The sequence below is a fragment of the Shewanella sp. TC10 genome, assembly GCF_009663145.1.
Classification (GTDB): domain Bacteria; phylum Pseudomonadota; class Gammaproteobacteria; order Enterobacterales; family Shewanellaceae; genus Shewanella.
This window is the reverse complement of the sequence record NZ_VKHR01000042.1, coordinates 15,728-28,070: the sequence shown is the minus strand read 5'-3', so window position 1 is coordinate 28,070 and position 12,343 is coordinate 15,728. Positions and strand designations below refer to the sequence as shown.

Genomic DNA, 12,343 nt, shown 5'->3' with positions numbered 1-12,343 from the left:
TTGCACCTTACAATGTGCAACATTACCGCTGATGCGGACTAACAATAATAATATTTAAGGAAAGAACATGCGTATTGCACTCGTTGCAGCCCTTGTGCTGTCTTCCGGGCTAGCCCATGCCGATGAAGGCCAATGGCAACCCTATCAAATGCCTTCTATCGCAGATAAATTAGCACAACGCGGCATTGAAATTCCTGCAAAACAACTTGCAGACTTAACACAATATCCTATGAATGCTGTTGTCGGTCTCGGCTATTGTACCGCCAGTTTCGTTTCGCCCCAAGGTCTAGTTGTCACCAATCATCATTGTGCCTACCGAGCAATACAATATAACAGTAAAACTGAGCATAATTACCTAGAAGAAGGCTTTCTTGCGAATACCAAAGCAGAAGAACCTTCAGCAGGTCCTAACGAGCGATTATACATCACTGAAGCCGTAACGGATGTAACTAAAAGCGTGAATGCCAATTTAAGCGAAGAACCGTTAGCACGTTACGAAGATATCCAATCAAATCGCAAAGCATTAATTAAAGAATGTGAAACTGATGAGAACTACCGTTGCTCAGTCAGTAGCTTCCATAACGGTTTAGAATATTACTTGATTAAGCAGTTAATCATTCGTGATGTACGCCTTGTTTACGCACCACCTGAAAGTGTTGGCGCATTTGGCGGCGACATCGATAACTACGAATACCCTCGCCATTCTGGTGACTTTACCTTTTTACGCGCATATGTTGGCAAAGACGGTAAGCCAGCAAGCTATGCTGAAGACAACGTACCGTTTGAGCCTAAAAGCTATTTAAAAATTAATGCCGATGGTGTTAAAGCTGGTGATGGTGTTTTTGCTGCTGGCTACCCAGGCTCTACCAGTCGTTACCGCCTAACCAGTGAACTAGAGTTTGCCAGCGATTGGATGTACCCAACGTACGCTAAGCGATACCAGCTACAAATCGACACCATTAATCAAATGGCCGCTGACAATAATACCATTGCGATAAAATATGCAGGTAGCCTTGCGTCAATGGCTAACCGTATGAAAAAGCTCAATGGATTATTAGATGGTTTCAAAGCCACTGATATCGTGGGTATCAAACAAGCTAGGGAAGACGATTTCTTAGCTTGGCTTAAAAAAGATACTCAAGCGAACCAAAACTTAATCAGCGAACTTGAGTTGCTGTTAGCTAAGCAGCAAAACCAAATTCAAACAGATTACTTCTTTAATAACGCCCAATCGAGTTCACTGCTATCTGCTGCTAAAAAGCTTTACCGCTTAGCAAAAGAAAAGCAATTACCTGACGCGAAACGTGAGCAAGGTTTCCAAGAGCGAGACATGAAAATGTTCGCAGCGCAGCTAAAACGTTTAGAGCGCAGCTTTGATGTATCTGTTGATAAAACGCTGTGGCTACAAGATTTAAATGCTTACATGGCTCAAAATCAACGAGTGGCTATCTTGGATGAAGCGCTTAACAAGATTTCTGATGCTGAAGCATTATCTGCAAAACTTGATGGCTACTATGCGTTAACTACCCTAACCGATAAAGAGCAGCGTTTAGCTTGGATGGATAAAGATGCACAAGCTTTTGAAACAAGTTCAGATCCGTTTATTCGTTTAGCCGTTGCCTTACATGACACCAATATGGCTCAGGAAAAAACGGAGAAGTCATTAAAAGGGCAACTTTCAACAGCTCGTCCTGAGTATATGAAAGCCATCATTGCTTACTACAAAGCCAATGACTGGCCTGTGTATCCAGATGCAAACCGCACTCTACGTATCACTTACGGTATGGTTGATGGCTATCAATCCAGAGACGCACTTTACAAGCAGCCGTTTACCCGCTTAGAAGGCATTGTCGGCAAGCACACTGGAGAAGCACCATTTAATGCGCCTAAAAAGCTATTAGATGCAATCGCAACTAATGACTATGGCAAACACACTGTGGCTTCTGTTTATCAAGATCCACGCTCATGGATCTGCAGCTTGTTTTCTTGTTTAGATAAACCAGAAGAATTTAACTCAGTACCGGTTAACTTCTTATCTAGCGTTGATACTACAGGCGGCAACTCAGGTTCACCGATATTCAATGGTAAGGGAGAGTTAGTAGGCTTGAATTTTGATTCAACTTACGAAGCGATTACTAAAGATTGGTTCTTCAATCCAACAATTACCCGCGCAGTCCATGTCGACTTCCGTTACATCCTATGGATGATGGATAAGGTTGATAACGCACAAAATCTAATGGATGAGTTAGAGTTAGTCAGAGACTAATTCTGTTGTTCATTACACAAAAGGCACTTTATTGAAGTGCCTTTTTTATTGGTATTTTCCATGAGTTTTTTGTCTGAGCTTTTACCTGAATTTTTGCCTGAGCTTTTGTCTGAGTAAGTCCAAATGACTTTCGTCTAAATTGCTTTCAATGCATTGTTTCAAGTCAAACTATACTGCCCATCAGTCGCAACTTTATTTATTGCAGGCATAAAAAAACACCGCCAATTGGCGGTGTTCTCTTTAAAGCAAATTGCTATTAGTCTTCTGCAACAACAGAAACATTAACAATAGCTTTAACTTCAGTGTGAAGCTGAACTTCAACTTCGAAGTCACCTAAAGTGCGTAAAGCACCTAAAGGTAGACGTACTTCAGCTTTAGCAAGCTCAACGCCAGCAGCAGTAACTGCATCAGCGATGTCGCGAGTACCAACTGAACCGAATAGTTTACCTTCGTCACCAGCTTTAGAAGCGATAACAACTGCGTCTAATGCAGCAAGCTTTTCAGCTCGTGCAGCACAAACACCTAATTCAGCAGCTAATTTAGCTTCTAATTCAGCGCGACGTGCTTCGAAAACTTTAACGTTTTCGTCATTAGCAACAACAGCTTTGCCTTGTGGCAAAAGGAAGTTACGTGCGTAACCGGCTTTAACTGAAACTTGGTCACCTAGGTTTCCAAGGTTAGCGATTTTATCAAGCAGAATAACGTTCATTATCTAATTCCTCTGATTAATACTGCGATTACTGATGTAAATCAGTGTATGGCAGTAGAGAAAGATAACGAGCACGCTTAATCGCGCGAGCTAGTTGGCGTTGATATTTAGCACTAGTACCAGTGATACGGCTAGGAACAATCTTACCGCTTTCTGTTACGTAGTTTTTTAAAGTAACGATATCTTTGTAATCAATTTCTGCAACACCTTCAGAGGTGAAACGACAGAACTTGCGACGACGGAAATAACGTGCCATGTTGACAGTCTCCTAAGTTTTCAATTCGACATTTTCGGCGTGCATAACCAATTTATTTTGGCCATTTCGTCCTTGCTGCATAGAGATAAACCCTTCAACTTGGACCTGCACGCCTGCTTTTAATTCTTCTGTAACGCTATTAAAACGTTGGCCACTTAATATGACTTGGATGAGGCAATAAACATTTCTCAACATCTGGCCTTCATACCGCTGCGCTTTGTGCTCTAACGTGATTACCTTATGTGGAATCCCGCTTGGACTATCAAATCGCTTAGAACGAGTTATCGTTCCTGACAATACTAAGTGATTAATCACAGATTAATTATTCAGCAGATTCTTCAGCGCTTGCTTCAACTTCTTTTTCAGCAGCTGGTGCAGCAGCAGGAGCACGACGTGAATCACGCTCATCTTTTGCTTTAGCCATTGGAGAAGCTTCAGTAACAGCAGTTTTAGTGCGCATTACCATGTTACGCAGAACAGCGTCATTGAAACGGAAAGCTGTTTCTAACTCTTCGATAGACTCTGCAGTTGCTTCTACGTTCATAAGAACATAGTGAGCTTTATGTAGGTCTTGAATTGGGTAAGCCAATTGACGACGACCCCAATCTTCTAGACGGCTGATAGTACCGTTAGCATCAGTGATTAGACTGCTGTAACGCTCGATCATACCTGGGACTTGTTCACTTTGATCTGGGTGAACCATAAATACGATTTCATAATGACGCATTTATTGCTCCTTACGGTTAATTAGCCTCACGTGTGGCTCAGTCAGACCAAGTTGGAGGCAAGGAACGAAATTAAATGACTGATTTGAGCGCGACATAGTACATAAACACAACACCAAACTCAAGTAATACTTTGTCGGTCAGCTTATTAGTTTTAAATACCATTACTCTTCATATTTGATCTAAATTTACTCTGCAAAAATTCAATATAAAACTGAACAGCTTACGCAAGTCCTTTAGGGTTTTTAATGACGGTTAGCTTTGCAGCCCACGCGATTACAGGTATTATGTCGCTTCATCCGAATTTCAGGCGTTCCTAATAACAATTCATAGAAAAGCGTAATGAAAAAAGTCATCATTTTTACTTCTACTTTGCTCGCCTCATCTTCTGCGTGGGCATTAGTTCCACCAGATTACAAAGAACCGCCAAGTGACTTTAACGCTGAAATTGAAGCCGGTATGCAATTAAACACGGGTAACAACCAGTCGCAAAACTTCAATGGCCGTACTTATTTAAATTACGACACTGAAAAAGCTCGACAAGAATTAACCTTAAAAGCCTACTATGCTGCTGATGATGAATCGACAACTGCTGAAAAATACGATGTTTATGCTCAGTCTAGCTATAAACTAACTAGCGGCTATGTATTCGGACGTGGGGAATTCACTTGGGATGATTTTGGTAGTTATACCAAACTGTCAACGGTATCTGCAGGTTACGGTTTTGATATTATCTCTAACTATCAAACGAGTCTCAGCCTTGAAGTCGGTCCTGGTTACCGTTACGACCTTCCTAAAGCGACAGATTCAGATTTAAACCCAGAAGCCAACCAAGACATCATTTTACGTACTGCAGCTAAATACTCAGTAAAACTGCAAGAGTACACGAGTCTTAATGCTGATTTAACGTCAGAGGTCGGTGAAGACAATAATACGCTGACTTTAGATTTAAGTTATAAAAATACTTTCCTACAGGATTGGGCATTTAAGATTGGCGTTAATGTTAAATATACCGCCGTTGTCCCTGAAGACAGTTTTAAAACCGATACCATTACCACCTTTAACCTGCTTTATACCTTCCAGTAGTTTGTTTTTTACAGCTAAGCCATCAACTTTAAAACAAATAGCACTTTAAGCTTAATAAAACAAAAAACGGGCCGAAGCCCGTTTCAATATAGATATTTTATCTACTTGTTATTAGGGCCTGTTGACCTTTGCTGGTTAAGTTTTGTTCGAAATAAAAGCGTTTTAATCGAGGCGGATGAGTTGATGCCTAGTCATCTAAGCAAAATTCATCCAACAAAGAGTAAAATGCTTTTAGTCGAACCCTTTGGGCAGCGTTTGTTGGCCATTTTTACTGTGTTATCGACTTTTTATGTAGAATAACTACACCACAAAGCCTCTGCCTTGTATAAATGGCCAACAATTCGCTGCAAAAACAACCTTGAAAGATCAACAGGCCCTAGTTTAAGCTTTGCGCTGACGCACCGCTTCAAATAAACAAATACCCGTTGCAACCGATACGTTTAAACTTGAAACACTACCCGCCATTGGAATAGACACGATTGAGTCGCAGCTTTCACGCGTAAGGCGGCGCAGGCCTTTATCTTCAGCACCCATCGCGATAGCAAGCGGACCTTTTAAGTCAGCTTGATACAGTTCACAATCTGCTTCACCTGCAGCGCCAATAATCCACACGCCTTTTTGTTGAATATGGCGCATAGTGCGCGCTAGATTAGTGACTTGAAACAAAGGAACAGTTTCAGCTGCACCGCATGCCACTTTACTCACTGTTGCAGTTAAACCAACTGAATTATCCTTTGGAACAATTATACCTTGAACCCCAGCAGCATCGGCATTTCGTAAACATGCACCAAGGTTATGCGGATCGGTAACACCATCAAGAATAAGTAGAAATGGTTGTTCTGCTTTCTCAAGTAATGCATCTAAATCATTTTCAGTCAGGATTTTTGCAGGCTTGACTCGCGCTACAATACCTTGATGTTGACTGCTTGCAGATTTGTCATCAAGCACTTTACGGCCCGAACGCTGCACTGACACACCATATTGGTTTGCAGTGTTAATTAATGGCAATACACGCTCATCCTCGCGCCCTTGTACTACCCATAATTCAATCACACGCTCAGGTGCATTTCGTAGCAAAGCTTCAACAGCATGGATGCCAAAAATGATATCTTGTTTTTTCATTTACTTATTTTCTCTTACGCTTTGCTCTAGATGGTTTTTTTGCAGCTGTTGTAGCTGAGCTGTTTACCGGTTTTTTAGATGATTTACCTGCACTTTTTTTCTTAGCGCTAGACTTAGAACGTGGTTTTTTAGCACTTGAACCACGCTTTGTACCACGTTTATCATCTTTAGTATCAGAACTATCTTTACCCGTACCTGACTTGCTTGAGCCAGATTTTCCAGCCCCCGCTTTAGCACCTTCAAGGTTTGCCCTTTCACGTGCAGTTAACGGTTTACGATTAGCTTTTTTACGACTCTTACCGTGATCGCCGAGCATAATAAGATCTATTTGACGATCATCCAAGTTAACTGCCGCAACTTTGACACTGACTTCATCACCGACTTGGTAGATGTTCTTGGTATTTTCACCAATCAAACGTTGACGCATTGGGTCAAACTGATAGTAATCACTCACTAAACTCGAAATATGCACTAGGCCATCGATATAAAGATCTTTCAATCTCACAAACAAACCAAAGCTTGTGACAGAAGCAATAACGGCTTCAAATTCATCACCAACATGGTCTTGCATGTACTCACACTTAAGCCAGTCAGCAACGTCACGAGTGGCTTCATCTGCGCGGCGCTCGGTAGTCGAACACTCTTCGCCTAACTTATCTAACTCTTCAAGATCGTAATGGTAACCACCTTCTGGGGTCCATTTAGCTTTAACATTGCCCTCTTGTGCAGCTAATAAATAGCGGATCACACGGTGCAATACCAAGTCAGGGTAACGACGAATAGGCGAAGTGAAATGCGAGTACTCAGTCAATGCTAAACCAAAGTGACCATCATCATCAGGGCTATATACCGCTTGTCTCATTGAGCGCAGTAACATGATCTGAATTAATTCAGCATCAGGTCTGTCTGCAATTTTTAACATCACATCTTGGTAATCAGATGGTGTGGGTTCGTCACCACCGCCCATCGATAACCCGCGTTCTGCTAAAAACTCTTTAAAGTTGGCGAGCTTGGTTTCCGATGGCGCTTCATGCACTCGGTATAACACTTCACCTTTGTGCTTTTTAACAAATTTAGCAGAGGCAACGTTAGCTAGAATCATGCACTCTTCAATAATTTTATGCGCTTGGTTACGACTACGGGGCACAATCGCTTCAATCTTACGCTGTTCATTAAAAATAAACTGAGTTTCAACCGTTTCAAATGCAATTGCACCACGTTCTGCTCGGCGCTCATTCAAGGTTAAATACAAAGATTGTAAACATTGAAGGTGCGGAAATAAGCTTTCATGTTCTGGCGCAATCTCACCGCCTTCGAGCATTGCAGCGACTTGGGTATAAGTAAATCTTGCATGTGAATGCATCACTGCAGGATAAAACTTATAGCCAGATAACTTACCCGCCGCTGAAATCGTCATTTCTGCAACCATACATAAACGGTCAACATGGGGATTTAGTGAGCATAAACCATTAGAGATTTTCTCTGGCAGCATTGGGATAACTTGCGATGGGAAGTACACTGAGTTACCACGGGCACGCGCTTCTTCATCTAATGCTGAATCTGTTCGCACATAGTGACTCACATCCGCAATAGCTACCCATAAGCGCCAGCCACCACTTGGTTTTGTTTCTGCGTAAACCGCATCATCAAAATCACGGGCATCTTCACCATCAATGGTCACTAAAGGCAGATGACGTAAATCAACTCGGCCTTGCTTATCAGATTCAGGCACTTCATCAGGAATCCGTTTGAGTTTTTTCTCAATCACTGGAGACCATTTGTGCGGTAAATCGTAATTACGCAGTGCAATTTCAATTTCCATACCTGGAGCCATCGTTTTACCAAGCACTTCAGTCACTTTAGCTGCAGCTTTAACAAAACGGCCAGGTCTGCGAGTTAACTCAACTACAACAACATCGCCTGCGCGAGCACCATTGCTGTCTTCTTTCGCAATTAAGATTTCTTGGGTAATACGTCTATCATCAGCAATCACAAATGCCATGCCAGCATCAACGTGATAGCGGCCCACTAAAGGTGCAGCACGTTGTTGTACCAGTCTGACAATACGCGCTTCACGACGTCCACGGCGATCTGAGCCCGCTTTTTGCGCTAGGACTTTATCGCCGTGAAAATACATCTGCATATCGCGATTATTAATAAATAGGTCATCGCCACCTTCATCAGATTTAAAAAATCCAAATCCATCTCGGTGACCAATTACGCTGCCTGAAAGTAAATCCATCTTTTCAGGTAAACCATAGCTATGTCCGCGGGTATAAACCAGTTGTCCATCACGCTCCATTGCACGCAAGCGTCTTCTTAACGCTTCAAGGTGATCTTCATCAACCATCTTTAATGCTGCAGCAATGTGCTCTCTAGTCACAGGTGATTTTTGGGCGCGTAAATACTCTAAGATGTATTCACGGCTAGGGATTGGGTTTTCGTACTTGTCTTGCTCTCTCTCAAAATGAGGATCGTTGATCATTCAATTTCCAAATAATTTACTCCAATGTTGGAGTCTTAGCGTTTAGTGCAGCTGCGGCTGCTGTGCTCGCGCGACTATACTTGCGGGCATCTTAGCGGCTAATTTCTGCAATAATGAAGTCGCTTTTTTCTGTGTGGCTTCATCATTAAATACGCTGTTATATAACCAATGGTAACCTAACTTGTAATCTACAGGGCTACCATAACCTTCGCCAAATAGGCGAACTAACATTAATCGTGCTGGCACATCGCCATTAGCAGCAGCAGGCATCACATACTGCACTGCACGGTTTTTATCTTTGACTACCATTTTGCCGTGATAGTAATATTCGGCCAGTTTCAGCATCGCCTCTGCGCTACCTTGCTCTGCAGCAATTTGTAATTGTTTCATGCCTCTGGATGCATGCTGCGGCACACAAACACCATGATTAAGCATCTCACCCCATAAGAATTGATACATGGGCTGCTTTAGCACTTCGGCTCTCGCTTCGATGTCTTGAACTAGCTGGCAATCATCGGCTTTAACTTGTTGTAAATATTGATTCGTTCGGATCAATTTAAGTAATTGCTCATCATTATAAATATCCACTGAAGCCATTTCAGCAACAGCCATATATGGAATAAAGCACAATACTAATAAACTTAAACGCAGCATAACGATTCTCAATGACACTTTAGTTACTCAATGCATCGGCATTATAGCTCAATTCTTGAGTATTAACTGCACAAACCGCAATTATTCAGCACAATAGAAAGTGACAATAAATGTATTAGATAGGATAAAAATGACGAAAGTAACTGGAGGAAAGCAGTGAATGTTCGATTTAAATTTTCAATCTGAAAACGGTTTAACTACACAATAAAAAGGCCGCTAAGTTAGCGGCCTTAATTGTGTTAGTTAAATGGATTAACTAATACGATTGTTTCGTTTCTGTCAGGACCTGTTGAGATAACATCAACAGGAGCTTCAAGTAACTCTTCAATGCGTTTGATGTAATTTAGCGCAGCTTGTGGCAGTTGCTCAATTGACGTCGCACCGAATGTCGTCTCGCTCCAACCTGGCATAGTTTCGAAAACAGGTGTTACCTGCTCGTAACCTTCAGCCGCCAGAGGAGTGACTGTTTCAACAGACCCATCAGGGTACTGGTAACCAACACAAATCTTAACTTCTTCTAGGCCATCTAGAACGTCAAGTTTGGTTAGACAGAAGCCGCTTACACTGTTGATTTGAACTGCACGGCGCATTGCCACTGCATCCAACCAACCTGGACGACGTTTACGACCAGTGGTAGCACCAAACTCTTGGCCTTTATGACCTAAGTAGTCACCAATCTCATTCTCAAGTTCAGTTGGGAATGGACCTGCACCTACGCGAGTGGTGTAAGCTTTCATGATACCTAACACATAATCTAAGTGACGAGGACCAAAACCAGAACCAGTAGCTACGCCACCTGCAGTAGTGTTTGATGAAGTCACATACGGGTATGTACCATGGTCGATATCAAGTAATGTACCTTGCGCACCTTCAAACAAGATAGGCTCACCCGCTTTACGGGCTGTATCAAGCATTTCAGTCACATCAGTACACATGCTTTTCAGATAATCAGCGATAGCTAATGCATCATCTAGCGTTGTTTGATAATCAACAGCTTCACAATCATAGTATTCGGTCAGCATGAAGTTGTGATATTTCATCACTTCTTTTAGCTTAACAGCGAAAAGTTCAGCATTGAACAAATCACCTACACGAAGACCACGACGAGAAATTTTATCTTCATAAGCTGGACCAATACCACGACCCGTTGTACCGATAGCTTGATTACCGCGCGCTTTTTCGCGAGCTACATCAAGAGCACAATGGAAAGGTAGAATTAGTGGACATGCTTCTGAAATAAGAAGACGTTCTTCGACAGGAACACCACGCTCTTTAAGCATGTTGATCTCTTTCATCAAAGCGTCAGGAGCTAGCACTACACCATTACCGATAATGCATTTCACATTGTCGCGTAAGATCCCTGATGGAATCAAATGAAGTACTGTTTTATCGCCGTCGATAACAAGAGTATGACCAGCATTGTGGCCGCCTTGATAACGAACTACATATTTTGCCTGTTCTGTTAAAAGGTCGACAATCTTACCTTTTCCTTCGTCACCCCATTGAGTGCCGAGTACTACTACGTTTTTGCCCATCGTCTGCTGCAAGGTTGCGGTATAAAGGCGAATTTTAACAGATTTTTGGGGGTGTATTGCAAGTATTTTATGCGAAAATTATTAATAGTGCTATGCCAGCAGAGACCAAAGATCCACCTAACCTCCTGAGAACATTCTTATTTTGCACAGAAATCTCAGCTAAATATTTTTTCCATTGTTCAGGAAATAACAAAGGCCCAACACCTTCTAAAACCAAAACTAAACCAATAGCAAACATCAAGAGTTGAAAATCCATCATTCATTCCACAATTTTATATTATCCCAACAACAGAACAGAGATGATACACAACAAAAGTAACATCATTATCATTTTGTATCATAGCCGTATTTCACCAAAAAAAGGCAATAAAAAACCCAGCATATAGCTGGGTTTTTTGAACTCTGAAAACGAATTAACGTTTTGAGAATTGTGGCTTACGACGTGCTTTACGTAGACCAACTTTCTTACGCTCAACTTTACGAGCATCACGGGTAACGAAACCAGCGCCGCGTAATGAAGGACGTAGAGCTTCGTCTAACTGAAGCAATGCACGAGTAATACCGTGACGAATTGCACCTGCTTGGCCAGTGGTTCCACCGCCTTTAACAGTTACATAGATGTCAAGTTTGTCAGTCATTTCAACTAGCTCTAGTGGTTGACGAACAACCATACGAGCAGTTTCACGACCAAAATATACATCTAGTGGACGTTGGTTAACAACGATTTGACCACTACCTGCTTTAGCGAATACGCGAGCAGTTGATGTTTTACGACGGCCAGTGCCGTAGTACTGAGTTGCAGACATTAGCTTACTCCCGGATTAGATATCAAGAACTTGTGGTTGTTGTGCAGCGTGGTTATGTTCAGCGCCAGAGTAAACTTTAAGTTTACGGAACATAGCGCGGCCCAAAGGACCTTTTGGTAACATACCCTTAACTGCTTTCTCGATAATCATCTCAGGCTTATGATCTTGCAGCTTTTCAAAAGTAATCTGCTTGATACCACCGATGAAACCTGAATGTGAGTAGTAAACTTTGCCTTTAGCTTTGTTACCAGTCACTGTAACTTTCTCAGCGTTAATAACGATGATGTAGTCACCAGTGTCAACATGAGGAGTATACTCTGGCTTATGCTTACCGCGTAAACGAGTAGCAATTTCAGTAGCGATACGACCTAAAGTTTTACCTTCAGCATCAACGACGAACCAGTCACGTGTGACTGTTTCTGGTGTAGCAGTAAATGTAGTCTTCATTTTACAAAAACCCAATGATTAAAATTCTGTCTCAATGCTGACTGCACATGCAATCAACACAATGACCATTTCAAAGCCCCTTCGAGCTGAAATTGGTTTAAATCTTCCACCCAAATTCGGTGGAGTAACGAGGGCAGGTGGCGGATTATAGACAAAGCTGAGTTAAAAATCACCTAATTTTTTCATAATTATAAAAAAATCACCTATGAAGGTGATTTCTAGATTTTGCACCGAATTTTCACAGTCCCATAG

General features: G+C 41.9%; 13 protein-coding genes. 2 read left to right on the top strand and 11 right to left on the bottom strand.

The annotated features are described in order from the left end of the window. The first annotated feature begins 67 nt into the window (after positions 1-67). Positions 68-2,266, top strand: coding sequence for a S46 family peptidase (locus tag FNZ24_RS14545; RefSeq protein ID WP_153915460.1), 2,199 nt, complete (start codon positions 68-70; stop codon positions 2,264-2,266). 256 nt (positions 2,267-2,522) lie between these two features. On the opposite strand, the gene rplI is transcribed toward FNZ24_RS14545, so the two are convergent. Genes rplI through rpsF form a run of 4 tightly spaced genes read right to left on the bottom strand, consistent with a single transcriptional unit; the run spans position 2,523 to position 3,958 of the window. Then, positions 2,523-2,975 (bottom strand): 50S ribosomal protein L9, encoded by a 453-nt coding sequence (gene rplI, locus FNZ24_RS14540; RefSeq protein WP_153915459.1) that lies wholly within the window; start codon positions 2,973-2,975, stop codon positions 2,523-2,525. 28 nt (positions 2,976-3,003) lie between these two features. Further along, complete coding sequence (gene rpsR / locus FNZ24_RS14535; RefSeq protein WP_055023454.1) at positions 3,004-3,231, bottom strand: 30S ribosomal protein S18; 228 nt, start codon at positions 3,229-3,231, stop codon at positions 3,004-3,006. 12 nt (positions 3,232-3,243) lie between these two features. Beyond that, positions 3,244-3,546, bottom strand: a complete 303-nt coding sequence (gene priB / locus FNZ24_RS14530; protein WP_153915458.1) for a primosomal replication protein N — start codon at positions 3,544-3,546, stop codon at positions 3,244-3,246. A gap of 7 nt (positions 3,547-3,553) precedes the next feature. Continuing rightward, entirely contained in the window at positions 3,554-3,958 is a 405-nt protein-coding gene (rpsF, locus tag FNZ24_RS14525) for a 30S ribosomal protein S6 (protein ID WP_153915457.1), read from the bottom strand. Positions 3,959-4,298: 340 nt separating this feature from the next. Here rpsF and FNZ24_RS14520 point away from each other — a divergent pair, with 340 nt between their 5' ends. Then, positions 4,299-5,042, top strand: a complete 744-nt coding sequence (locus FNZ24_RS14520; protein ID WP_153915456.1) for a DUF481 domain-containing protein — start codon at positions 4,299-4,301, stop codon at positions 5,040-5,042. A gap of 381 nt (positions 5,043-5,423) precedes the next feature. Here the strand turns inward: FNZ24_RS14520 and rlmB are convergent, their stop codons facing one another. The 7 genes from rlmB to rplM all read right to left on the bottom strand — a co-directional run bounded on the left by rlmB (position 5,424) and on the right by rplM (position 12,091). Next, entirely contained in the window at positions 5,424-6,164 is a 741-nt protein-coding gene (gene rlmB / locus FNZ24_RS14515; protein WP_153915455.1) for a 23S rRNA (guanosine(2251)-2'-O)-methyltransferase RlmB, read from the bottom strand. A gap of 4 nt (positions 6,165-6,168) precedes the next feature. Further along, positions 6,169-8,649, bottom strand: a complete 2,481-nt coding sequence (gene rnr / locus FNZ24_RS14510; protein ID WP_153915454.1) for a ribonuclease R — start codon at positions 8,647-8,649, stop codon at positions 6,169-6,171. A 42-nt stretch (positions 8,650-8,691) separates the two neighbouring features. Then, positions 8,692-9,303, bottom strand: coding sequence for a tetratricopeptide repeat protein (locus FNZ24_RS14505; protein ID WP_153915453.1), 612 nt, complete (start codon positions 9,301-9,303; stop codon positions 8,692-8,694). 239 nt (positions 9,304-9,542) lie between these two features. Further along, entirely contained in the window at positions 9,543-10,838 is a 1,296-nt protein-coding gene (locus FNZ24_RS14500) for an adenylosuccinate synthase (protein WP_153915452.1), read from the bottom strand. 67 nt (positions 10,839-10,905) lie between these two features. After that, positions 10,906-11,094 carry a DUF2065 domain-containing protein gene (locus FNZ24_RS14495; protein ID WP_153915451.1) on the bottom strand — a complete coding sequence of 63 codons (189 nt, stop codon included), beginning with the start codon at positions 11,092-11,094 and terminating at the stop codon, positions 10,906-10,908. A gap of 157 nt (positions 11,095-11,251) precedes the next feature. Next, positions 11,252-11,644: a 30S ribosomal protein S9 gene (rpsI, locus tag FNZ24_RS14490; RefSeq protein ID WP_102528011.1), complete on the bottom strand. Its 393-nt coding sequence runs from the start codon at positions 11,642-11,644 to the stop codon at positions 11,252-11,254. Positions 11,645-11,659: 15 nt separating this feature from the next. Then, positions 11,660-12,091 (bottom strand): 50S ribosomal protein L13, encoded by a 432-nt coding sequence (gene rplM, locus FNZ24_RS14485; protein ID WP_102528012.1) that lies wholly within the window; start codon positions 12,089-12,091, stop codon positions 11,660-11,662. Positions 12,092-12,343: the final 252 nt, after the last annotated feature.

Bases quoted from the DNA above. Each gene is read 5' to 3' on its own strand.
- rplI (WP_153915459.1), bottom strand. From the start codon at position 2,975: ATGAACGTTATTCTGCTTGATAAAATCGCTAACCTTGGAAACCTAGGT.
- rpsR (WP_055023454.1), bottom strand. From the start codon at position 3,231: ATGGCACGTTATTTCCGTCGTCGCAAGTTCTGTCGTTTCACCTCTGAA.
- FNZ24_RS14520 (WP_153915456.1), top strand. From the start codon at position 4,299: ATGAAAAAAGTCATCATTTTTACTTCTACTTTGCTCGCCTCATCTTCT.
- rlmB (WP_153915455.1), bottom strand. From the start codon at position 6,164: ATGAAAAAACAAGATATCATTTTTGGCATCCATGCTGTTGAAGCTTTG.
- FNZ24_RS14495 (WP_153915451.1), bottom strand. From the start codon at position 11,094: ATGGATTTTCAACTCTTGATGTTTGCTATTGGTTTAGTTTTGGTTTTA.
- rplM (WP_102528012.1), bottom strand. From the start codon at position 12,091: ATGAAGACTACATTTACTGCTACACCAGAAACAGTCACACGTGACTGG.
- FNZ24_RS14500 (WP_153915452.1), bottom strand. From the start codon at position 10,838: ATGGGCAAAAACGTAGTAGTACTCGGCACTCAATGGGGTGACGAAGGA.
- rpsI (WP_102528011.1), bottom strand. From the start codon at position 11,644: ATGTCTGCAACTCAGTACTACGGCACTGGCCGTCGTAAAACATCAACT.
- rpsF (WP_153915457.1), bottom strand. From the start codon at position 3,958: ATGCGTCATTATGAAATCGTATTTATGGTTCACCCAGATCAAAGTGAA.
- FNZ24_RS14505 (WP_153915453.1), bottom strand. From the start codon at position 9,303: ATGCTGCGTTTAAGTTTATTAGTATTGTGCTTTATTCCATATATGGCT.
- FNZ24_RS14545 (WP_153915460.1), top strand. From the start codon at position 68: ATGCGTATTGCACTCGTTGCAGCCCTTGTGCTGTCTTCCGGGCTAGCC.
- rnr (WP_153915454.1), bottom strand. From the start codon at position 8,649: ATGATCAACGATCCTCATTTTGAGAGAGAGCAAGACAAGTACGAAAAC.